Consider the following 22,886-nt stretch of genomic DNA (forward strand, 5'->3'; position numbering starts at 1 on the left):
ATCACTCTCCTTCGGCGTGGGTTCCGGGTTCTTCGTCCCCGGCCGGCTCAGTTGCGTCTTGTTTGGCGGACCGCTGCGCGGCCCTTTCCGATGCGGAAGGGCGGCGATTGCGCTTGCGCTCGCGGCGCTCTTCCTTTTCCTGCTTCAGGGCGTCGCGCACCAGATCGTCCGTCAGGACAAGCCGTGCCTCGGCAATCGCCTCAAAGGGGATACCAAAGAGGACATCCTCGTCCCCATCTTCCTCGACCGTTTCCGGCTCGATCGTCACGGTTTCCTCGTCGTTCTCGACGATGAAGCCGCGGAAGCGCTTGCGCCCGTCGAGCAGGATCGAGGTTTCGATTTTGACCAGATGCCCTTCACCCGAAGCGAAATCTTCCTTGCGCACCAGCGGGCGGTCGATGCCCGGCGAAGAGATCTCAAGCTGATAGGCCGTATCGATGGGATCTTCCACATCAAGCACGGGCGAAAGCGCCCGGCTGACTTCCTCGCAATCCTCGACGGTCATCGTGCCGTCGGGCCGCTCGGCCATGATCTGCAGCGTCGCACCGTCCTGCGCGGTCATGCGGACGCGCACCAGACGATAGCCGATTGCCCCAAGAACAGGGATGATGATCGCAGCAACGCGCGCCTCGATTCCGCTTTCGCGGATCAGCCGATCATCGTCGTTCCTGTCTTCTGAAATTGCCGTCATCCAACCTCCGGACGGTCGTATCTAACAAAAAAGAGCGGGACCGGCGGGACCCACTCTCCGTCATATCGACCAAGAATTTGAATTTCATATAGCCGAGACGCTGCTTCTTTTCAAGGCCCGCGCTGCATTTGCCGGCGCGCTGCTGGCAACCCGGCGCGCAATTGTTGCGCCGCACAAATGCATAGCAGCCCTGCCGTAACGTCGGTTCCCAAATCTCCGGCTGCGGCCTAACTATGCTGCATCGCACAATTGAAGGAGCAGAGAGATGTCCGCACGCAGCTTCGTGTCTGGAATCGGTGAATTTTTCGGCGTTATTGAAAGCGCGGTCGCCGTGTCGTCCGCAGTCCGCAATCGCCGTCGCGCACCGGATGCCGATTTGCGCCGTCTCGGCATTGATCCCGAGCAGTTTTACGCCACGCGCAACCGTTAAGAATGCGGCCGTTCAGGCCTGTTACCTTCTGCTAGAGCATTTCCGCTTTTTGTTGAAACGCGAAAATGCCCTGACTCATTGTCTTTACGCAATTCCGGACGGAAAACCGGTTCCCACTTTTCCTGGAATTGCTGCCGGTCAGGCGACACCACCTGACGGCACAATGCTCACGGGCCTGAGAATGGCCCAGCCTAGACCCTGAGAAAAGTGAGATAGGCAGGCGTTCTGCCCTCACGGATGGCTTTCGCCTCGTAACGCGTTCCCGGCCAGCCTTCATAGGGCTCGCGCCAGTCATCCGCACTCTGCGCCAGCCAGGTGAAAGCCGGATGCGCATCGCAGTGCAGCAAGGTCCAGTCGACATAGGTGTCGATATCGGACGCAAACCGGAACCGGCCACCGGGTTTCAGCACGCGTGCGAACCGGTCCAGATTGAGCGGGTTCACGAACCGCCGCTTCCAGTGCTTCTTCTTCGGCCACGGGTCGGGATAAAGCAGATCGATCCCGCTTATGGACGCCTCGGGAAGCCAGTCCAGAAGCTCCGTCGCGTCATCATTGTAAATCCGCAGATTGGACGGTACGCCGCCGGCCTCATCGACCGCCGAGGCCAGCTTGGCCATGCCGTTGACGAAGGGCTCCACACCGATGAAACCGCTCTGCGGATGACGCGCCAGCTCGCTAAGCAGGTGCTCGCCACCGCCGAAACCGATCTCCAGCCGCACATTTTCGACCGAACCGGGAAACAGCGCCCGCACATCGGCAGGCGCCGCCTCACCCAGATCGATCAATGCGCCGTCCAGAAGGGCGGCAAGGGCTGCGTCCTGCCTGGGACGCAGCCGCTTTCCGTGACGACGGCCGAAAAAGGCTTCCGTTGATCGTGTGCGCCGTTCTTCAGCCATGTGTCGTTCCGAAAAATCCAGCAAAAGCCGCCTTAAGCGGCTTTTGCGACTGCCTGCTTGAGAGCCTTCACCAGATCGGTGCGCTCCCAGGAGAACGAACCGTCACGCCCTGCCTTGCGACCGAAATGGCCATAGGCTGCGGTCTTGGCGTAGATCGGGCGGTTCAGGTCGAGATGACGGCGAATGCCGCTCGGCGACAGATCCATCACCTCACGGATTGCCACTTCCAGCTCCTCCTCGGAGACGCGGCCTGTGCCATGCAGGTCCACATAGACCGACAGGGGCTGGGCAACGCCGATGGCGTAGGAAAGCTGGATGGTGCAACGCTCGGCAAGATTGGCCGCAACGACATTCTTCGCCAGGTAACGCGCGGCGTAAGCTGCGGAACGGTCCACCTTGGTGGTGTCCTTGCCGGAGAACGCGCCGCCGCCATGGGGCGCTGCGCCGCCATAGGTGTCGACGATGATCTTGCGGCCGGTGAGACCTGCATCGCCGTCCGGGCCGCCAATGACGAACTTGCCGGTCGGGTTGATGTACCAGTTGCAGTCAGCCGCAATCTCGATGCCGCCGGAAGAAAGCGCCTCATGAATGTAAGGCTCGACGACTTCACGCACCTTGGCGCTGTTCCAGGAAGGATCGAGATGCTGGGTGGACAGAACGATTTCCGTCACTTCCTTGGGCATGCCATCCACGTAACGGACGGTAACCTGCGCCTTCGCATCCGGGCCAAGCTTGCCGGCATCGCCTTCACCCGCCTTGCGGGCATCGGCCAGAAGCTGAAGGATCTTGTGCGAATAGTAGATCGGCGCCGGCATCAGGTCCGGCGTCTCGCGGCAGGCGTAACCGAACATGATGCCCTGGTCGCCAGCGCCTTCTTCGCCCTGACGGTCGGCGGCATTGTCGACGCCCTGGCCGATGTCGGGAGACTGGCCGTGCAGCAGCACGTCGATCTTCGCGGTCTTCCAGTGAAAACCGTCCTGCTCATAGCCAATGGCGCGGATTGCGCGGCGCGCAGCCGAACGGAAGCGCGACGGGTTGATCAGCGGATTGCCCTGGGAATCCGTGGCGATCTCGCCGGTCTGCTTGTCCCGCTTGAGCAGCGTCTCGGGGACGCGAACCTCACCGGCGATCACGACGCGGTTGGTCGTGGCCAGCGTTTCGCACGCAACACGGACCTTCCACGGATCCATGCCGCACTTCTTGGCTTCCCGATAGACCAGATCGACGATCTCGTCCGAGATGCGATCACACACCTTGTCCGGATGGCCTTCGGAAACGGATTCACTTGTAAAGAGATAGTTCTTGCGCGCCACGGGTATCCCCTCTGAGAAGAAGCCGGTCAATATGCCGGCAACAGGCGCCCCCTGTTAGCCAAGCTCTGCCTCAAACGTCAAGCAAAACGGCGGTCACACGAGTCAAAACGGGAAGTGGACATACGCCCACTCCCCGCACCTGGGTCGTGATCAATCCATCGAACTGTTTGAATGGATGAGATCGAGCCTGGCTCAATCCTGGTTTTCGGTGGCCAGAACCTTGACGAGGTCAATGACCCGCCGGCGGACCTTGGGGTCCGAAATTTTCACGAAAGCACGATTCAGCTGAACGCCTTCGCTGCTGTTGAGGAAGTCTACAACGAAGTCGGCGCTCTCCTCGCCCATGCCCTTCGCGGACTCTGTGTCTTCGCCCGGTGCGCCCTCAAAGAAAAACGACACCGGCGCGCTTAAGACCGAAGCAATGGCCTGAAGCCGGCTGGCGCCGACGCGGTTTGTGCCCTTCTCGTATTTCTGAATTTGTTGAAACGTTATGCCCAGACTCTCGCCAAGTTTCTCCTGACTCATACCAAGCATGTTTCTACGAAGCCTGATCCGACCACCAACATGAATATCGATCGGATTCGGTTTTTTCTTGTTTTTGTTCATCACTTCCCTCGCCATCCGGCACGGGGTTGCCATTGACCGACGTACAAGCCCAATTCACAGAGCCCCAAGCCTGCGAAAATCGAACTACGATGTAGTCGGCTTATCCACTATGCGTAGCTGGAAGGGGCGATGTCAATTCGCCCTCAGCCGTCGAACAATACTTGACATCAAAAGCACGAACCCAAAACCAAACGCGATAAACAGCCAGTTGGTTCCCGGCTTTAAAAATTTAAATTGATTATTTCTATCGAGGGGGACCGCGACGTCCATAACACCGACGACATTGAGGTCGAATGCATCGACTATACGGCCCGTTGAATCCACCACGGCCGAGATGCCTGAATTGGCTGAACGCACCAGGGGAACGCCGTTTTCGATGGCGCGCAGGCGTGCCTGGCGGAAGTGCTGATAGGGCCCCGGCGACACGCCGAACCATGCATCATTGGTGACGTTCAGAAGGACATCCGCCTTCTCTGCAGCGCCATCGACAAGCCACGGAAAAATGATTTCATAGCAAACAAAAGGTAAAGCATTAACATCCGAATTGAGCGAGATCGCGTGCCGGGATCCGCCGGCGGTAAACGGCCCTGCCGACTGCACGAGCTCTTCAATTCCAAGCTTATTCAACAAGTTGGCGAGCGGCACATACTCGCCGAACGGCACCAGATGGACCTTGTCGACCGCATCGAGGATCGAACCGTCCGGCCCGATCGCCACCACTGAATTGTAGTAACGCGTCGCGGCCAGCGTTTCGCCCGGCTCCGAGCGCACCGCCCCCGTGATCAGCATCTGCCCCTCGTCCAGAAGGTCGCCCAGTTCCGCCAGCGCTTCGGGGCGATCGGTGAACAGGAAAGGCACCGCGGTCTCGGGCCAGATGATGACGCTTGGCTTTGGCGCACCGTCGATTGCAGGCTGACGGGACAGGCTCAGCAGCAGATCGAAGATGCGCGCCTGCTCCTCGGCGTCCCATTTCTCGGTCTGCATTATTGACGGCTGGACCATGCGAACGGCGATGGTCTTCTCGGCATCACTGGCAGTAGAAAGACTTATGTATCCATAGACCAAATGCATAGCGACAAGACCAATCGCAATACTCATTCCGACGAAGAGATGACGTCGCGTGCCAAGCAATGCGGGCATGGAAAATACAAGGACTGAAAGAAAATTCATCCCGGCTAATCCGACCAGCTTAGCCGATTGCATCGTCAGCAAAGTCGGCATGGCGGCATAACCAATTGCATGCCACGGAAAGCCCGTCAGGACGACGCTTCTAATCCATTCGATGACGCCGAAAGCAAAGGCGAGAGCAACGAGCCTGAAAATTCCGTCCGACCAGAATGATCGCGCAAGCGCTGCAGCCAATCCGTAAAAGACAGCAAGAACTGCCGGCAGTCCGACGACAGCAAACGGCAAGAGCCAGGCAAAGTTCTCTGCTTCGACCAGCAATGCATTGCCGATCCACCAGAGCCCGAACAGAAAATAGCCGAAGCCGAACCACCAACCGATTTTGAATGCCGGTAGCAGCCGCGCCAGAAGCCCCCGACCGTCGCCAACCGCGCCATCGAGAAGCCAGACAAGAATCGGGAAAGAAACAAAGCAGGCGGCGAAAAAATCAAACGGCGGCTGCGCAAATGCAGCCAGCCCGCCGGCCAAAAGTGCGACAAAATAGCGCCGCCATCCGCTAAGCAAAATCAGCCGTCCGGCGACGCTTTCCATCAAACCACCCGCGCAACACGAATCATACGTAGCTGAAGTATCTACAGATTGCCGAGGTTTGAAACCGTTTCGGCAAACTGTTTCGTGTGCATAAGGGCCTGTTTCAGGGGGTAAACGCGGTGGTCAGGAGGCCTGATCCACCCCGTTTTCGGGCGCGCGCGTGGCACGCCGACGCCGCTCAGCCGCCCGATTGTGTACAATACGGACACGTTTGACGCGGCGCGGATCGGCATCGAGCACCTGGAATTCAAAGCCCGGGATGGCCTGCACGACTTCGCCACGCGCGGGCACGCGGCCCAGCGTGTTGAAGATCACACCGCCAATCGTGTCCACGTCCTCGGAGTGCTCCTCGGCGTGGAACTCGTCGCCGATCACCTCCGCGACGTCCTCGATCTCCGCCTTGGCGTCCACGACAAACGCATCCTCGCCGATCTGCTCGATCAGCGGGGCGTCGTCATCGTGCTCGTCCTCGATATCGCCGACAACCATTTCGACAATGTCTTCCAGCGATACGAGACCGTCGGTGCCGCCATACTCATCGATGACGAGCGCCATCTGCGTGCGGGAGGCCTGCATGCGCGCCATCAGGTCGGACGCCAGCATGGACGGCGGGACGAACAGGATCGAGCGCAGAAGGCTGAGATCGCCGATCGTGCGATCCAGATCCACCTTTGCGAGGTCAAAAGCCACCGGTTCCGGGGTTTTGCGGCTGCGGCTTCTCTTCGCACGCGCGGTCTTGGTGATGTGGCTGACCACATCACGAATGTGCACCATGCCGCGCGGATCATCCAGCGTCTCGCCATAGACCGGCATGCGGGAATGTCCGGACTTCTCAAACGCGTTGAGCAGTTCGCCAAGCGTGGTGCCGAGTTCGATGGCTTCGATATCGGCGCGCGGCACCATCACATCCTCGACGCGTAGTTCGCGCAGCCTCAGGATGTTCTTGAGCATCGCCCGTTCGCCGGGCGAGAAGGCAGCAGTGTCGTGGGTCTGCTCGTCGAGCGCGTCTGCAAGGTCTTCGCGGATCGAAGATCCGTTTCGAATGCCAAGTGCAGCCATCATTCTCTCCCAGAGGGACAGGCGGCTTCCGGAGCTTCGCGGGGGAGGTCTACTAGACCCCTCTTCCCCCTCCTCGGGGGATCTCGTCTCGCCTCCAGGCGCGTCGCCCGTTGCGATCATCGTGTTTTCTGTCATGGCCGTTTGTTCAATTGAGACCTTCAGTTAGGCATAGGGATCATCAATGGCAAGGGTCTGCAACGCTTTGCGTTCCAGATCTTCCATCTCTTCCGCCTCTTCATCGGTCTCATGATCATATCCCATGATATGCAAAAAACCGTGAATGATGAGGTGGGTGAGGTGATGATCGAACGTTTTCGCCTCTTCCGCAGCTTCGCGCGCAACGGTTTCATGGGCGATGATGATGTCGCCGAGAGGCGGCAGTTCCGGTCCCGGATTGATCATGTCGGGGGCCGGAAACGAAAGCACGTTGGTCGGCTTGTCCTTGCCGCGCCATTCGCGATTGAGAACGCGGATCTCGGCGTCGCCCGTAAACAGCAGGCTCACCGCGCCACTCTCGTCGGGCTGAAGCGCGATTGTCGCGGCCGCAGCCCCGATGGCGCGCTCGGCCAGCGCCTGAAGCGCGGCCTCAGGCGCCCAGTCACCGGCTTCAACGGTGATTTCAATGTCGATTGCCGGCATATCACCGGCAGGGGAAACTTCAGTCATCGGCTTGTGCGGATCAGTCCCGCGTCTTCTTGTCGTAGGCCCGGACAATGGCTGCCACCAGCGGATGGCGCACCACATCCTTCTCTCCGAAGCGAACCGTAACGATGCCAGGCACGTCGCCCAGAACCTCAAGTGCTTCGACCAGGCCCGACTTGGTGTTGGGCGGCAGGTCGATCTGGCTCGGATCGCCGGTCACGATCATGCGCGCATTCTCGCCAAGCCGCGTCAGGAACATTTTCATCTGCATCGGCGTGGTGTTCTGCGCCTCATCGAGGATGACCACCGAATTGGCCAGCGTGCGGCCGCGCATGAAGGCGAGCGGCGCGATCTCGATCACGTCCGCTGCCAGCGCGCGCTCCACCTTTTCCGCCGGTATCATGTCGTAAAGCGCGTCATAGAGCGGGCGCAGATAGGGATCGACCTTCTCACGCATGTCGCCGGGCAGGAAGCCCAGCCGCTCACCCGCCTCAACCGCCGGGCGCGAGAGGATGATGCGATCCACAACACCGCGCTCCAGAAGCATTGCGGCATAGGCGACGGCAAGGAAGGTCTTGCCCGTGCCGGCCGGCCCGATGCCGAACACCAGCTCCGAACGCTCCAGAGCGCGCATATAGGCGTCCTGATTGGCCGAGCGGGCGTACACGGTGCGCTTGCGCGTGGAAATCTGCGCCGCGGCGAGCTTTCCCTTTGCCTCCATCGTCGGAAGGGTCAGCTGCTCATCGGCGGCAATGGCGAGGCGCACGGCCCCGTCCACGTCGGATGGAGCAAGCTCCGTGCCCTTCTGGAGAAGATCATAGAGATAGTCGAGCGCACGGCGCGCCTGCGCCGTTGCAACGCTGTCTCCCTTCACCGAGAGCTCATTGCCCTTGGAGCGAATGTCGACGCCAAGCCGCTGCTCGATCTGGGCCAGATTCTCGTCGAAAGGCCCGTAAAGGGCGCTGGCCAGCTTGTTGTCATCGAAGGTCAGCACGATGTGCGCCATGTCCGACGCCCCGGAGGGCTGGTTCTTCAACTCAGTGCTGGCGGTCAAGCGCCCCTCCTTTACAACACCGGTTCGGCAAACAGGCTGTTCGGTCCCGCTTCCGTGATTCTAACAGAAACAATGTCGCCGATTTCGCCGGCCTTTTCATCAACAATCACAGGCTGGAGCCATGGCGAACGCCCGACGCGCTGACCGGGCTGACGGCCGGGCTTCTCCAGAAGCACGTCCATCTCACGACCGATCAGGCTTTTGGCAAAACCGCGCTGCTGCTCGATGAGCAGCGCCTGAAGCGCCTGAAGCCGCTCGTCCTTGACCGCCTCCGGCACCTGATCGCCAAGATCCGCACCCGGCGTTCCCGGCCGCGGCGAATATTTGAACGAAAAGGCCTGCGCATAGGTCACGTCGCGCACGAGCTGCATCGTGTCCTCGAAATCCTGATCCGTCTCGCCGGGGAAGCCGACGATGAAATCGCCCGACATGGCGATATCGGGACGCGCTGCACGAATGCGGTCGATCAGGCGGCGGTAATCATCGCCCGTGTGCTTGCGGTTCATGGCCTTGAGGATGCGGTCGGAGCCCGACTGAACCGGCAAATGCAGATAGGGCATCAGCTTGGGCAGATCGCGATGGGCCGCGATCAGCGCATCATCCATGTCGCGCGGATGGCTTGTCGTGTAGCGAAGCCGGTCAAGACCGGGGATTTCCGCCAGCCGGAACAGAAGCTCGCCGAGCCCCCATTCGCGGCCATCCGCGCCCTCGCCATGCCAGGCGTTGACGTTCTGGCCAAGCAGCGTGACTTCGCGCACGCCGCCCTCGGCAAGGCGCTCCGCCTCGGCAACGATCTGCGCCACCGGTCGCGACACTTCCGAACCGCGCGTATAGGGCACGACGCAGAAGGTGCAGAACTTGTCGCAGCCTTCCTGCACGGTCAGAAACGCCGTCACGCCACGATTGCGCACCACGCGCTTCTGCGGCTGCGGCAGATGCTCGAACTTGTCTTCGATGGCGTATTCGGTCTCGACGACCTTCTCACCGCCGAGCGCGCGTTTCACCACCTTGGGCAGGCGATGATAGGTCTGCGGCCCGATCACCAGATCGACGGCGGGCGCGCGGCGCAGGATTTCCTGCCCCTCGGCCTGCGCAACGCAACCGGCAACGCCGATCACCGTTTCGCGGCCAGCCTGGCTGCGCTCTTCCTTGAGCACGCGCAGACGACCCAGCTCCGAATACACCTTTTCCGCCGCCTTTTCGCGGATATGGCAGGTGTTGAGGAGAACGAGGTCCGCCTCTTCGATCTGGTCCGTTGGCGCATAGCCATCCGCCGCCAGCGCATCAGACATGCGCTGCGAATCGTAGACATTCATCTGGCAGCCGTAGGTTTTTACGAAAACCTTCTTGTCGGCGGGGCGCATTTCGGATGCGTTGCCAGTGTTTTCGGTGCCGCCAATTTCCGGCGCGATATTCTCTTCCATGCCGGTTTCCTAACGTTTTTGCATGTCAAAAAACAGACGATTCTTCGCTGTGTGATGAATCCGTCAAATTTCGGTGCCGCGTAAGCCTGCCGTAAGCATGGCGCGCACCTGCGCCTCGGCTTCCCGCGTGACGGTCTTGCGGTCGCCTTTTGCCAGAAACGGGATCGGATCGCCATAGCGCACAGCGATATCGATAGGTCGCGACTGCCAGAGCGTGATCAGATTGGGCAGAAGGTCGGTGTCGCCGATCCACGAAATGGCCGCCCGCTCGCGCCGGTCGAGCCGGAGCCCGCCCTTGCTCACATAGATGAGCGCCACCGGCTGCAGCGTGACGCTGTCGGCCCTGTCGCTGGCAAGTGCCAGTTGTGCCGCGCCAAACAGCGTGCTCTTGAAGGGCAGCACCCGGTTTCCGTCGCCGGTCGTGCCCTCGGCAAAAAGCACCATCGGATCGCCATCGGCCAACCGTTCGGCGATCTCGCGCGCCTGTTCCGGCGAGGAGCGACGGCGCTCACGCTCGACAAAAACGGAGCGCTGCTGCCTGGCGAACGTGCCGAGGATCGGCCATTTGCGCATTTCCGACTTGGCGATGAAGTGCACGCCATCAAGCGAACCAAGCACCAGAATGTCGAGCCATGACACATGGTTGGCGACGATCATCAACGGCCGGTCTTTCGCCGGGCTGCCTTCCATGCACACCCGAACGCCAAGCATGCGCAGGGTGAGCCGGTGCCACAGGCGCGGCACGATGCGGTCGCTGAGGAGCGGTGTGCGCAGCGCGATTTCCTGCACCACCATGAGCGGAAGCGTGTAGAGCGCGATCACCAGGATCGCGATGACGAAACGAAACGTGCTGAACATCAGCCCTTGATCAGCCCCTCTCTGCGGCCCAATGCGGCCCCCTTGCGAGGGATGGACGCTTACAGCATTTCTCCGCCGGGGGGAAACACCGCGCTGGCAGAAACCGTCTAAAGATCACGGCGCATCACCAGCGCGCTGGTGCGCTTGCCGCTCGCATCGCGGTAATAGTCCGGTCGGCCGCCCACCTGCAGGAAACCGAGCCGGCGGTAAAGCGCGATTGCCGCTGTGTTGGTTTCGTCCACTTCGAGGAAGAGCGCCGACACACGGTCGCCATGCAGCCTGAACAGAACCGCATCCATCAGTTGCCGGCCAAGGCCCTGGCGCCTGTGACTGCGCGTCACGAGTATCGTGAGGATCTCGCCTTCATCCGCTGCCTGACGCGCAAGCACGAAGCCGGCCATCTGCCCGGGCTTGCGCCCCACTTCCACGACCGCAAAACCGAACACGCCCTCCTGCGTGAGGAGCGATTCAAACTCGGCATCGCTCCACGGGCGGGCGTAGCCCTCCGCATGCATGTCAGCCAGAACCAGACTGTCGGCCACTTCCAGCGGCCGCACGACGAACTCACGCCGTCTTGGAAAGAGCGCCATCAGCCTTCCTTTCGCGGCAGGGCGAAATTCTGCTGGGGAGCCGCTTCCGGCGCGCGCAGGTAAAGCGGCCTGGGCGGCTCGCTGCCCGGCCCCTTGGCCGCCGCCAGACGGGCAAAGGTGGCAATGTCAGCCGTTGCTCCGGCAGAATGAATGTCGAGTGCGGATGGCGCGGCTTCGGCGACCAGCGCCGCCGCAGCGCCATAGACGACGGCGTTTTCGCGCAGCGCCCATTCGGCAAGCGCCTCCACCGGCAGGCTTTCCGGCGCCAAAACGGCGCGGCCTTCGCTGTCGTAACCGGCGGCAAACAAATTCTGCACCCGCTGCCCCAGCGCCACCAGAACGGGACGGCCGGGAATGGCTGCATGCGCCTCGGCTCCAAGCGCCTCCAGCGTGGAAACGCCGATGGCCGGAACCTTGAGCGCCAGCGCCAGCCCGCGCGCTGCCGAAACGCCCACGCGCACACCGGTGAACGAGCCCGGCCCGACCGAAACGGCCACCGCCCCAAGCGCGTCATAGCCAAGGCCCGCGCTCGCAAGCGTCTGCTCGATCACGGACATGACATGTTCCGCATGTCCCTTGCCCAGATCCAGCACATGCCGGCCGAGTTCGCGGTCCTTATCGGTGTCATAAACGCAGGCGGCGCAGAGCGCCGCCGCAGTGTCGATTGCAAGAATGTTCATCGAGACGTCAGCCCGGCGTCCTTTTCGTTTCAAACCGCCGGCGAATCCGATGCGCCATCAGCGGGTCAGGAAGCCCTATTTGCCCTGTCCGCCGCCTTGAGTTCAAGACGGCGCGCATGCAGAACCGGCTCGGTGTAGCCATTGGGCTGATCCCGTCCCTTGAACACAAGGTCGCAGGCCGCCTGGAAAGCGATGGAACCATCGAAATCCGAAGCCATCGGGCGATAGAGCGGATCGCCTTCATTCTGCCGGTCAACGACAGCCGCCATGCGCTTCATCGTTTCCATCACCTGCGCTTCGCTGGCGACACCATGGTGTAACCAGTTTGCCATGTGCTGTGCGGAAATCCGCAGCGTTGCGCGGTCTTCCATCAGGCCCACATCGTTGATGTCCGGCACCTTGGAGCAGCCGACGCCCTGATCGATCCAGCGCACCACATAGCCCAGAATGCCCTGCGCGTTGTTGTCGAGCTCCTTCTGGATTTCCTCCGGCGTCCAGTTGGGCCGCGTGGCGACCGGCACCGAAAGGATATCGGAAAGCGCTGCGCGCCTGCGGTTCTTCAATTCGGCCTGCACCGCATGCACATCAACCGTGTGGTAATGCGTGGCGTGGAGCGTGGCTGCCGTTGGCGACGGCACCCAGGCGGTGTTTGCACCGGCCTTCGGATGGCCGATCTTCTGCACCAGCATTTCCGCCATCAGATCCGGCATGGCCCACATGCCCTTGCCGATCTGTGCGTGACCGGAAAGGCCGCATTCCAGACCGATATCGACATTCCAGTTCTCATAGGCCGCGATCCAGGCCGCCTGCTTCATGTCGCCCTTGCGGATCATCGGGCCGGCTTCCATGGAGGTGTGGATCTCGTCGCCGGTGCGGTCGAGGAAGCCGGTGTTGATGAAGACCACCCGCTCGCGCGCGGCGCGGATGCACTCCTTCAGATTGATCGTGGTGCGGCGCTCCTCATCCATGATGCCCATTTTCATGGTGTTCGGCGCCATGCCGAGCGCTTCCTCGGCGCGACCGAACAGTTCCACCGCGAAGGCCACTTCTTCAGGGCCGTGCATCTTCGGCTTCACCACATACATGGAGCCCGCGCGGCTGTTCATGCGGCGACCGTCTGCGCCGACATCGTGCAGCGCGATGGCTGCGGTGAACAGCGCATCCATAATGCCTTCCGGCACTTCATTGCCATCGGCGTCGAGAATGGCCGGATTGGTCATCAGGTGGCCGACATTGCGCACCAGCATCAGCGAACGGCCGGGCAGCGTGAGCGTGCCGCCATCGGGCGCGGTGTATTCGCGGTCCGGGTTCAGGCGGCGGGTGAAGGTCTTGTCGCCCTTCGTCACCTGTTCTTCGAGGTCGCCTTTCATCAGGCCGAGCCAGTTGCGGTAGACGACAATTTTGTCTTCCGCGTCCACGGCGGCGACGGAATCCTCGCAATCCTGGATCGTGGTCAGCGCCGATTCCAGCACCACATCGGCAATGCCCGCCGCATCGGTCTTGCCGATCGGGTGCGTGCGGTCGATCACGACGTCCGCATGCATGCCATTGGTGGCGAGCAGAACGGCGGTCGGCTGATCGGCTGCGCCGCGATAACCGGTGAATTTCGCCGCGTCCTTCAGGCGCGCTTCACCACCCGCGGTTTTCGCCACGAGCTGACCGTCGACAACCGAAAGCCCGGTAATTTCCGTCCAGGAAACACCATCGAGCGGCGCGCTGCCATCGAGGAAGGCGCGCGCCCAGGCGATGACCTTTTCGCCGCGCTTCGGATTGTAGCCCTTGCCCTTCTCCGCGCCATCATCGTCGGCGATGGCGTCCGTGCCGTAAAGCGCATCGTAAAGCGAGCCCCAGCGTGCATTGGCCGCGTTGAGCGCATAGCGCGCATTCATCACCGGCACGACGAGCTGCGGCCCGGCGACGGTGGCGATTTCCGGATCGACATTCTCCGTGGAGACCGAGAAGGCCTCGCCTTCCGGCAGCAGATAACCGATCTCGCGCAGGAACGCCTGATAGGCTTCCTGATCGGCGGGCGCGCCATTTTCCCTGTACCAGGCGTCGATCTTTTCCTGCAGCGCGTCGCGCCTGGCCAGCAGCGCGCGGTTCTTCGGGGCGAGATCGTTCACGATCTCCGCCAGCGCTTTCCAGAACCTGTCGGGCTCGATGCCCGTGCCGGGCAGTGCCTCTTTTACGGCGAAATCACGCAGCTCTTCCGCAACCTTCAACCCATGAAGCTCAACGCGATTTTCCATTTGGCAGACACTCCTCTTCCCGATGTCAGAAATGATGCACTGCTTTCACCACGCCAGCGTCACGCGGTCAATTCGCCGGATGGAGAAGAAGTTTCAACGTGAAGCAAGGTTGAGCCACTCTTTTGCCGAACGACCGATCCGCCCGACACCGGAGGCGAGCATTCCGCAGCGAAGAAAAATGCTCTACTGTTGGCCATGGCGTTCGTGGATATCCTGATCGAGATTGCGAACTGGGTGCGGACCGAGCTCATCAATCTCGCCAACCCCTGGACCTTCTACCAGCTCGCAATCATTGCGATCCTGTTCATTGTCGCGAAGCTCTCTTCGCAGGGACTGGAGAACCGGCTGGAGGCCCGCGCCCGGCGCATCAAGGGGCATCAGGGGCTTCTGCGCGTGATCATCGCGCTGATGCGGCGCACGGACTGGATTCTCTTCGTCATACTGCTTTTCATCGTGCTGACCGTGCTGCGCGCCAGCACCTGGCCAAGCCGCACCGTTCTGATCTCGCTGACGCTGTCGCTGTCGCTTGCCTGGCTGTTCACCTCGGTCGTCTCGCGCATCATCCGCAACCGCCTGCTTGCCCGGACCATCGGCTGGATCGCCTGGACCTACGCGGCCATCGTCATTCTGGGCGTCAATGACGAGGCCGCCGCCTTTCTCGACACGCTGGCCCTGCCGCTCGGCAAGACGCGGCTGAGCGCGCTGGTTCTTCTGAAGGCGGCAGTGCTTCTCACCGCCACCGTCTGGCTCGCCATCGTCATTGGCAATTATTTCGATGAGCGTGTCCAGCGCTCCGACGAACTCACGCCGTCGATCCGCGTCCTGCTCGGCAAGCTGGTCAAGATCGGGCTGGTGATCGCCGCCGGCGGCATCGCCCTTTCCTCCGTCGGCGTGGACCTGACGGCGCTCACCGTGTTTTCCGGCGCCATTGGCGTGGGCCTCGGCTTCGGTCTGCAAAAGGTCGTCTCCAATTTCATTTCGGGCATCATCATCCTGCTCGACAAGTCCATCAAACCGGGCGACACGATCACGCTCGGCGACACATTCGGTTGGATCCGCGAACTGAGGGCGCGTTTCGTCTCCGTCATCACCCGCGACGGGCGCGAATATCTGATCCCCAATGAGGACTTCATCACGCAGCAGGTCATCAACTGGTCGTTCAGCGACGAGATGGTGCGCCTCGACGTGCCGTTCGGCGTTTCCTACGAGGCCGATCCGCATCAGGTTTCCGCGCTTGCCATCGAAGCGGCGATCAGCGTGGGGCGCGTGGATGCCGACCGCCGGCCCGTCTGCTGGCTCACCGGTTTTGGCGATTCCTCACTCGACTTCGTTCTGCGGTTCTGGATCCGCGACCCGCAGCAGGGCCTGACCAATGTGCGCGGCAAGGTGCTGCTCGCGCTGTGGGACACGCTGAAGGAAAACGGCATCGAGATCCCCTATCCGCACCGCGAGGTGATCATGAAGCAGCCTCCGACCGGTCCTGCGAGACCCGCCACCGGGGACTGAGCCTGAAAAGCAAAACGCCGGCGCGGGGCCGGCGTTTCGATGTTCATCCGTGATGCAAAGGGCGCGAAGATTACTCTCCGGCTTCCTTCTTCTTCGCTGCATCGTCCATCAGCTCGTACCACATCGCGTTCAGCACGGCGAAAGCCGCAGCGAGGGGAAGTCCGAGCAACCATGCGAAATACCACATGTCCTGATCTCCTTGTCTTTGTCGCGCGGCCCGCTCAGTAAGCGTGGCCCTTGCCTTCGCGAATTTCCTCTTCGTCGACCTTGCCCCACAGCACCTTGTAGACCCAGCTCGTATAGGCAACGATCAGCGGCACGAAGATGCCCGTCACCACCAGCATGATGAACAGGGTGAGGTGGCTGGACGAGGCGTCCCACACCGTCAGGCTCGCACCCGGTGCGATGGAGGACGGCAGGATGAAGGGAAACATCGACACACCAACGGTGGAGATGATGCCCAGCACCGACAGCGCACTGGAAAGAAGCGTCGTCACCTCGCGCCGTGCGCGGAACAGGATCAGGGCGAGCGCTGCGCCGAGGAAGCCGAACGCGGGCGCGGCCATCATCCATGGATGCGCGGCATAATTGGCAAACCATGCGCCGCCTGCCTGCTCCACCGTTTTGGCGAGCGGGTTGGACGGACCGTCCGTGACGATGGCGCTGGTGATGCGGTATCCGTCGATGCCGGCCCACAGCCACAGCCCGCCGAGCGCGAACAGCACGATGGTCGCGACCGCAGCGATGCTGCCGAAGGCGCGGGCGCGATCGGCAATCGGACCAGACGTCTTGACCATCAGCCAGGACGCGCCATGCATGACCAGCATCGAAACCGACAGAAGGCCGCAAAGAAGCGCAAACGGGTTGAGCAGCTCGATGAGCGTCGTGCCCTCATAGAAAATGCGCAGATCGTTTTCGAGCCGGAACGGCACGCCCTGCAGGACATTGCCCACGGCCACACCGAAGATCAGCGACGGCACGAAACCGCCGATGAACAGCGCCCAGTCCCAGGTCGCCCGCCAGGTCGGGTTTTCGCGCTTGGACCGGTACTTGAAGGCGACCGGACGCAGGATGAGCGCGAACAGGATGGCGAACATGGCGAGATAGAAGCCCGAGAAGGACACCGCATAGAGCGGCGGCCAGGCGGCGAAGATCGCGCCGCCGCCCAGGATCAGCCAGACCTGGTTGCCTTCCCAGACCGGGCCGACCGCATTGATGACAACACGGCGCTCCGTGTCCGTCTTGGCGACGAAGGGCAGAAGCGCCCCCGTTCCCAGGTCGAAACCGTCAGTGACGGCGAAGCCGATCAGCAGCACGCCGAGCAGCAGCCACCAGATCACGCGCAGGGTTTCATAGTCGATAAGCGTGTGAAGGATCATGATCTTTACTCCGCCGGAACGAAGGCGCGGGGACCGAACGCGGCCTCCGGCTCATCATCGGGTTCGGGGCCCTTCCGGATGGCGCGCAGCATGAGCGTCATCTCGACAATGAAGAGCACGGTGTAGATTGCCGAGAAGCCGATGATCGTCATCAGCACCGTCGAAGCGCCAAGGTTCGACACGGCGGCGGCGGTGGGCAGGATGCCCTCGATGATCCACGGCTGACGGCCAAACTCCGCGACGATCCAGCCGCATTCGGCAGCGATCCACGGCATCGGGATCGCGATCACCGCAAGGCGCAGCAGGAACGGATAGCGATCCAGCCTGTGACGTGCGGACAGGTAGAAGAACACGCCCATCAACGCGATGAAGGAGAAGCCGAGCCCGACCATGATGCGGAAGGTCCAGAACAGCGTCGGCACGTTTGGAACCGTGTCATTCGCCGCCTGTGCGATCTGTGCATCCGTGGCCTCGCGCGGATCGTCCACATAGGGCTTCAGGAGCAGCGCGTAGCCGAGGTTCCCGCCATTCTCCTCAAACGCCTCGCGGGCTTCATCCGGGATGGCGGCCGTGCTGCCTGCCGCGCGAATGTCCTGTAGCGCGTCATAGGCGATGATGCCCTTTCTGATGCGCTCCTCGGCATGCTCCACCAGTTCCACGATACCGGGGATTTCGGTGGTGAGCGAACGCGTCGCGATGATGCCCATCACCCATGGAATGTGAACGGCGTAATGCGTCTTGCGGGCCTCCTGATCGGGGAAGCCGAAAGCGGTGAAGGATGCCGGTGCGGGCTCCGTCTCCCACATGGCCTCAATGGCTGCGAGCTTCATCTTCTGATGCTCGCCTTCGAGATAGCCGCTCTCATCGCCCAGAACCACGACCGACAGCGCGGAGGCGAGACCGAACGAGGCCGCCACCGTCATCGAGCGCTTGGCCAGATCCCTGTGCCGGTCCTTGAGCAGGTACCAGGCGGACACGCCGAGCACAAAAACGGAAGCCGTGACATAGCCGGCGGAGACCGTGTGAACGAATTTCGCCTGCGCCACCGGGTTGGTGAGTACCGCGAAGAAGTCGGTTACTTCCATGCGCATGGTCTGCGGGTTGAAGGCAGAGCCGACCGGGTTCTGCATCCAGCCATTGGCGATGAGGATCCACAGCGCCGAGAAGTTTGAGCCGATGGCCACCGCCCAGGTGGCGGCCAGGTGCCCGAGCTTTGAAAGCTTGTCCCAGCCGAAGAAGAACAACCCGACAAAGGTCGCTTCCAGGAAGAAAGCCATCAGGCCCTCGATGGCAAGCGGCGCGCCGAAGATGTCGCCCACATAGTGGCTGTAATAGCTCCAGTTCATGCCGAACTGGAATTCCATCACGATACCGGTGGCGACGCCCAGCACGAAGTTGATGCCGAAAAGCGTGCCCCAGAACTTTGTCATCTGCCGCCAGATGGTGCGGCCGGTCATCACGTAGACAGTCTCCATGATGGCGATCAGCACCGACAGCCCAAGCGTCAGCGGGACGAACAGAAAGTGATAGAGCGCGGTAATTGCAAACTGCAACCGCGAGAGATCAACGATGTTCAGTTCCATTGTTTCATCCGGCTTTCCGGCTCCTTTGGTCTTCGGGGGAAGCGCTCAATCCGGTCTCAGACCGTCGAGCAGACTTTCATATTCGGCCGTGCCGCACCGCACATCGGCAACGATCCGGCCATTGTTCATGTGAAGGATGCGATCCGCCCCTTCTGCTTCGCGCCGTATATGCGTCGATACCATCAGGGTCTTGCCCGAGGCATAATTGCCAACCCGCGCGATCACGTCGTTTGCTGTCTCACGATCAAGCCCTTCTGTCGGCTCATCAAGGAGCCAGACCGGCGCATCGCGCAGCACCAGCCGCGCCATGGCAAGCCGGCGCGCCTGACCGGAAGAGAAGCCCGCACCGCCTTCACCAAGCCACGTGTCGAGCCCGGCAGGCAGGTTCGCGAGGTGACGTGAAAGACCCGCAGCCCCCAGCGCCGCCAGCATGGCGTCGTCATCCGCAACCGGATTGGCGAGCGCGAGATTGCCGCGCAGCGTGTCGTGAAAGAGTTCCGTGCGCTGGGTGAACAGCGTGGCCGGCAGGCTGGCCACATCGCCCTGATCGGCTGCCAACTCGCCGGCGATCACCGAAAGAAGGGAGGACTTGCCTGCCCCGCTCTGCCCCACCAGCGCGATGCGCTCGCCACGGTCGATGCGCAGCGATACATCCGCAAGCGCAACCTCCGCAGCGCCCGGATGGCGTGCGGTCACGCCTTCCAGACGAATGGCAATGCCGGCATCCTGCGGGATTTTATTTACCGGCGCATTTTCTTCGCCATTGAGGCGCGGGCCGACACGGCGCACGGCCATCAGCGTTCGGCCAAGTTCCACTGCGCCACGCCGCAGGGCCGTGAAGGGCTCGGTTGCCGTCAGCGCGACCAGAAGCGCCAGCGCTGCGACCGGCGCGCCGATCTGGCCGGCCTCGGCCAGCGTCGCGACGACGAGAAGGACTGCCGCCAGCAAGACGGCCCCGGCCACGCCGAGCGCGACACTGACGCCGGTTTCCGTGCGGTTCATGGCGTCGTCGGCATCGGCAAGCCGTGCATCCGCTTCGGCAATGGACATGCTCTGGGCGTCGAGGCGGCCTGCCATGACAAGCTCGCCCTGACCGCGCACGAGATCAATGCTGCGCGCGCGTAGAACCTCGAGTGCATGGGCCCGCCGGCGCGCCGGGCGTTCCGCATGACGCGCGGCAAAAGCCGGCACACCAAGCCCGACCGCGAGAAGGAACAGCGCCACGCCGAGGCCGAGGCGAACATCGATGAAGCCGAGCGCAAGCCCCGCGACAAGCGCAGCGCCCGCGGCGGAAAACAGCGGCACCATCACCCTGAGATAGAGCGAGTCCAGTGCGTCGATATCGATGGTCAGCCGGAACAGCAGACGCGCGGGACGCGCCATCATGGCGCGGGCGGCGCCCGCAACGGCCCAGCCGCGAAACAGTCTCTCGCGCAGTTCGGCAAGCACTTCCAGCGTCGCGTCATGGGTGACGATCCGCTCGCCATAACGCGATGCGGTGCGCGCAAGTGCGAGAAAGCGAATGCCGGCGGAGGGCGCAAAAACGTCAAAGGCGAGCGCAGTCGCCACGGAAAGCCCGGCAATGGCTGTGGCAGCGATGAACCAGCCCGACAGGCCGAGAAGCGCGATGCCGCACAGAACCGTGGCGAGCGACAGCAGCGCGCCGGCGAGAAGCTTGTTGCGGTTGCCCGCCCAGAAAAGCGCGGCCACCGCGCGAAGATTGCGGCTGCGGATCATAACGCGCCTCCGGCAGTCTGCGGCGTCTGCAGCGTGATCACGCGATCCATGCGGCTCGCCAGCACCGGATCGTGCGTGGCGACCACCAGCGTCTTGCCCGCGCTGATGCGCAGAAGGCTGTCGGCAATCTCTTGCGCCGTTTCCCGGTCGAGATGCGCTGTCGGTTCGTCGGCGAGCACGAGGCCGGTCTCGGGCGTTGCCGCCGCGCGCGCCAGCGCGAGCCGCAGCGCCTCACCGCCCGACAGGCCGAAACCGCCTTCGCCGATCATGGCCGGACCACGCGCAGCGGCAAGCCGCGACAGGCTGACCGCCTCAAGCGCATGGGAAACCTGCTTCGGTCCCACGCCTTCGCGGCCCAGCGCGACATTGCTGGAGATCGTGCCGGGAAAAATGTGCGGATCCTGCCCGATCCAGGCGATGGCCCTACGCAGATCTGCCGCACCGGCATCGTCCAGTGTGCGTCCATTGATGCGGATCGTCCCGCCATCTGGCGCAATCAGGCCCGCAATAAGGGCGAGGAGCGTCGACTTGCCCTCGCCGCTTGGAGCCATCAGCGCGACCCGTTCGCCGGGCTGGATATGGAGATCGAAACCGGAGAAGACCGGCGCGCCTTCGGCCGTGTGGCTGAAGCGCAGATCCTCGACCGAAAGCGAGAGCGCACCCGACTGCCCCTCCCGCAAAGATGTCGGCGAGGCGGACGCGCCCACCAGATGCCGGCCCGACTGCGCCAGTTTTTCCAGCGCCTCGAACGCGGCCTGCCCGGACGCCCGGTCATGCCAGACAGCGGAGAGATCGCGCAGCGGCTCGAAAAAGGACGGGGCCAGAAGCAGGATGAAGAGCCCTTCGGCCAGGGTCAGCTTGCCGCCCCATGCGCCGAAATTCAGTTCGCCCAGCAGGTGGAACCCCACATAGACGGCGACCATTGCCACACCGAGCGCGGCAAAGAGTTCCAGCACTGCAGACGACAGGAAGGCAATGCGCAGCACCGCCATGGTGCGGCGGCGCAGATCTTCGGCGCTGGCGCGCAGCCGGTTGGCGGTGCGATCCACGGCGTCGAAACTGCGGATGGTGGTCAGGCCGCGCAGCCGGTCCATCAGGAACGCGTTCATGCTGCCCATTTCGGCAAGCTGTTCCTCGCTCGCCTGCTTGGCGCGCCAGCCGACCAGCGCCATGAAGATGGGAATAAGCGGAGCGGCGAGCAAAAGCACCAGCCCGGCCACCCAGGAGTAAACGAACACGCAGGCGAGAATGGCAAGCGGCACGATTGCCGCCTTCAGACGGGCCGGGCGAAAACGCGCCACATAGGGAACGATGGCTTCCGCCTGCTCCGCAAGCGTGCTGGCGGCCAGGCCCGACGAGGGCCGCGTCGTATCGAGCGGCGAGGTTTCGCAAAGCGCCGCCACCGCCTGAACGCGCAATGCGCTCAGCTGGCTGCGCGCCTGCCGGAAGGCGAGACGACTGCCAGCGCCATCGGCCACCGACCGGGCCACACCGAGAACAAGAATGCCAAGGGCGGGAAGCCATGCCGCCGATGCGCCCTCACCCGCCGCAATGCCGCCAACCGCCATGGCCAGAAGCGCCGCCTGCGGGAGCCACAGGAGAGAAGCCGTCACCTGCAAAAGAACCGCCGCGCGGCTGACACCCTTTTCTGCCTGCGCGGCGTCGCCTTGCCGTCCTGCCGGATGCGCGCGCGAAACCGCGCGACCGGCTGCGGGCGCGGAGCGCTCTTCAAGGGCCGCGTCAACACTCGTCATGACGTCTTCGATCCCTTGCGCTTGCGGCCGAGCGAAACAATCCGGTCCTTGGTGTCGATCAGTTTCGTCACTTTGGAGCCGAGGTTCAGCAATGTCGCAAGCTGCTCCGTCTCGAGATGTTTCACATCGTCATACCATTTCGTCAGTTGCTCAATGAGCGTCTGCATTTCCGCCAGCTTGGCCTGTGCATGACGCTCTTCCTCGCTGCCCGGAGACTGCATCAGAAGCTCGCGCAGCACCGAAAGCGTGGGGTCGACTTCGCGCTTCTTGCGCTCCTCGGCGAGTGTGCGCAGAATTTGCCAGACATCGTCCGGCGTCGTGAAGTAATCGCGCCGGTCTCCTGGAATATGTTTCAGAAGAACGAGATTCCAAGCCTGAAGCTCGCGCAGGCTCATCGAGACATTCGAGCGCGAAATGGAAAGCGCGTCGACAATGTCATCCGCGCAGAGCGGCTTCGATGAAGCATAGAGCAGTGCATAGATCTGCCCGACCGTGCGGTTGATGCCCCAGCGGCTGCCCATTTCTCCAAAATGCAGCACGAAGGACTGCAAAAGTGGCGGGAGGTTCATGATGAACACACCTGACATTGATTTCAGTAATTTCTGAAATTTGTGTAGAACCCTGCCGTTCCGAACGCAAGCCTGCCGCACACGGTGCGCCGTTATGCAGCAGGGACTGCGCGCCCATTGCCGTCACGCCTTCATAGCGCGCCGACATGT

21 protein-coding genes are annotated in these 22,886 nt (G+C 62.4%); 2 read left to right on the top strand and 19 right to left on the bottom strand.

What is annotated here, in order from left to right:
• Position 1 precedes the first annotated feature (1 nt).
• The gene (gene rimP / locus AC4PTT_RS00100; protein ID WP_206548780.1) at positions 2–691 is read right to left on the bottom strand and encodes a ribosome maturation factor RimP; all 690 of its coding nucleotides are present in this window, start codon (positions 689–691) and stop codon (positions 2–4) included.
• A 265-nt stretch (positions 692–956) separates the two neighbouring features.
• On the opposite strand from rimP, the gene AC4PTT_RS00105 reads away from it, so the two are divergent.
• Complete coding sequence (locus tag AC4PTT_RS00105) at positions 957–1,121, top strand: hypothetical protein (protein WP_204360859.1); 165 nt, start codon at positions 957–959, stop codon at positions 1,119–1,121.
• A 191-nt stretch (positions 1,122–1,312) separates the two neighbouring features.
• Here the strand turns inward: AC4PTT_RS00105 and trmB are convergent, their stop codons facing one another.
• The 12 genes from trmB to AC4PTT_RS00165 form a co-directional block, all read right to left on the bottom strand.
• On the bottom strand, positions 1,313–2,017 hold the full coding sequence (gene trmB / locus AC4PTT_RS00110) for a tRNA (guanine(46)-N(7))-methyltransferase TrmB (RefSeq protein WP_492161889.1): 705 nt from the start codon (positions 2,015–2,017) through the stop codon (positions 1,313–1,315).
• A 32-nt stretch (positions 2,018–2,049) separates the two neighbouring features.
• Complete coding sequence (gene metK / locus AC4PTT_RS00115; protein WP_206544362.1) at positions 2,050–3,330, bottom strand: methionine adenosyltransferase; 1,281 nt, start codon at positions 3,328–3,330, stop codon at positions 2,050–2,052.
• 192 nt (positions 3,331–3,522) lie between these two features.
• Entirely contained in the window at positions 3,523–3,936 is a 414-nt protein-coding gene (locus AC4PTT_RS00120; RefSeq protein WP_113156121.1) for a helix-turn-helix domain-containing protein, read from the bottom strand.
• 132 nt (positions 3,937–4,068) lie between these two features.
• On the bottom strand, positions 4,069–5,652 hold the full coding sequence (gene lnt / locus AC4PTT_RS00125) for an apolipoprotein N-acyltransferase (RefSeq protein WP_492161890.1): 1,584 nt from the start codon (positions 5,650–5,652) through the stop codon (positions 4,069–4,071).
• 123 nt (positions 5,653–5,775) lie between these two features.
• Positions 5,776–6,711 (bottom strand): hemolysin family protein, encoded by a 936-nt coding sequence (locus AC4PTT_RS00130; protein ID WP_206544776.1) that lies wholly within the window; start codon positions 6,709–6,711, stop codon positions 5,776–5,778.
• A 162-nt stretch (positions 6,712–6,873) separates the two neighbouring features.
• Positions 6,874–7,377, bottom strand: a complete 504-nt coding sequence (gene ybeY / locus AC4PTT_RS00135; RefSeq protein ID WP_475085063.1) for an rRNA maturation RNase YbeY — start codon at positions 7,375–7,377, stop codon at positions 6,874–6,876.
• 13 nt (positions 7,378–7,390) lie between these two features.
• Positions 7,391–8,359: a PhoH family protein gene (locus AC4PTT_RS00140; protein ID WP_113153816.1), complete on the bottom strand. Its 969-nt coding sequence runs from the start codon at positions 8,357–8,359 to the stop codon at positions 7,391–7,393.
• A gap of 59 nt (positions 8,360–8,418) precedes the next feature.
• A complete protein-coding gene (gene miaB, locus AC4PTT_RS00145; protein ID WP_222474220.1) occupies positions 8,419–9,771 on the bottom strand; it encodes a tRNA (N6-isopentenyl adenosine(37)-C2)-methylthiotransferase MiaB in 1,353 nt (450 codons plus the stop codon).
• Between the two features lie 123 nt (positions 9,772–9,894).
• Positions 9,895–10,689: a lyso-ornithine lipid O-acyltransferase gene (gene olsA / locus AC4PTT_RS00150; RefSeq protein ID WP_492161891.1), complete on the bottom strand. Its 795-nt coding sequence runs from the start codon at positions 10,687–10,689 to the stop codon at positions 9,895–9,897.
• Positions 10,690–10,796: 107 nt separating this feature from the next.
• Entirely contained in the window at positions 10,797–11,279 is a 483-nt protein-coding gene (locus AC4PTT_RS00155; protein WP_206544358.1) for a GNAT family N-acetyltransferase, read from the bottom strand.
• Positions 11,279–11,959 carry a tRNA (adenosine(37)-N6)-threonylcarbamoyltransferase complex dimerization subunit type 1 TsaB gene (gene tsaB / locus AC4PTT_RS00160; protein ID WP_113153812.1) on the bottom strand — a complete coding sequence of 227 codons (681 nt, stop codon included), beginning with the start codon at positions 11,957–11,959 and terminating at the stop codon, positions 11,279–11,281. The genes AC4PTT_RS00155 and tsaB overlap by 1 nt, the downstream gene beginning before the upstream one ends.
• Positions 11,960–12,024: 65 nt before the next feature.
• Positions 12,025–14,208 carry a malate synthase G gene (locus AC4PTT_RS00165; protein WP_492161892.1) on the bottom strand — a complete coding sequence of 728 codons (2,184 nt, stop codon included), beginning with the start codon at positions 14,206–14,208 and terminating at the stop codon, positions 12,025–12,027.
• Between the two features lie 195 nt (positions 14,209–14,403).
• Here AC4PTT_RS00165 and AC4PTT_RS00170 point away from each other — a divergent pair, with 195 nt between their 5' ends.
• Positions 14,404–15,714 carry a mechanosensitive ion channel family protein gene (locus AC4PTT_RS00170; protein ID WP_432515783.1) on the top strand — a complete coding sequence of 437 codons (1,311 nt, stop codon included), beginning with the start codon at positions 14,404–14,406 and terminating at the stop codon, positions 15,712–15,714.
• A 70-nt stretch (positions 15,715–15,784) separates the two neighbouring features.
• On the opposite strand, the gene cydX is transcribed toward AC4PTT_RS00170, so the two are convergent.
• Genes cydX through AC4PTT_RS00200 form a run of 6 tightly spaced genes read right to left on the bottom strand, consistent with a single transcriptional unit; the run spans position 15,785 to position 22,736 of the window.
• Positions 15,785–15,901, bottom strand: a complete 117-nt coding sequence (gene cydX / locus AC4PTT_RS00175; RefSeq protein ID WP_113153809.1) for a cytochrome bd-I oxidase subunit CydX — start codon at positions 15,899–15,901, stop codon at positions 15,785–15,787.
• Between the two features lie 34 nt (positions 15,902–15,935).
• A complete protein-coding gene (gene cydB / locus AC4PTT_RS00180) occupies positions 15,936–17,093 on the bottom strand; it encodes a cytochrome d ubiquinol oxidase subunit II (protein ID WP_206553411.1) in 1,158 nt (385 codons plus the stop codon).
• Positions 17,094–17,098: 5 nt separating this feature from the next.
• On the bottom strand, positions 17,099–18,676 hold the full coding sequence (locus AC4PTT_RS00185) for a cytochrome ubiquinol oxidase subunit I (protein ID WP_492161893.1): 1,578 nt from the start codon (positions 18,674–18,676) through the stop codon (positions 17,099–17,101).
• A gap of 45 nt (positions 18,677–18,721) precedes the next feature.
• Positions 18,722–20,413, bottom strand: coding sequence for an amino acid ABC transporter ATP-binding/permease protein (locus tag AC4PTT_RS00190; RefSeq protein WP_492161894.1), 1,692 nt, complete (start codon positions 20,411–20,413; stop codon positions 18,722–18,724).
• Positions 20,410–22,167 (bottom strand): thiol reductant ABC exporter subunit CydD, encoded by a 1,758-nt coding sequence (gene cydD, locus AC4PTT_RS00195; RefSeq protein ID WP_492161895.1) that lies wholly within the window; start codon positions 22,165–22,167, stop codon positions 20,410–20,412. The genes AC4PTT_RS00190 and cydD overlap by 4 nt, the downstream gene beginning before the upstream one ends.
• A complete protein-coding gene (locus AC4PTT_RS00200; protein ID WP_113156119.1) occupies positions 22,164–22,736 on the bottom strand; it encodes a GbsR/MarR family transcriptional regulator in 573 nt (190 codons plus the stop codon). The genes cydD and AC4PTT_RS00200 overlap by 4 nt, the downstream gene beginning before the upstream one ends.
• Positions 22,737–22,886 lie beyond the last annotated feature (150 nt).

The organism is Nitratireductor sp. WH36-1, assembly GCF_058725515.1.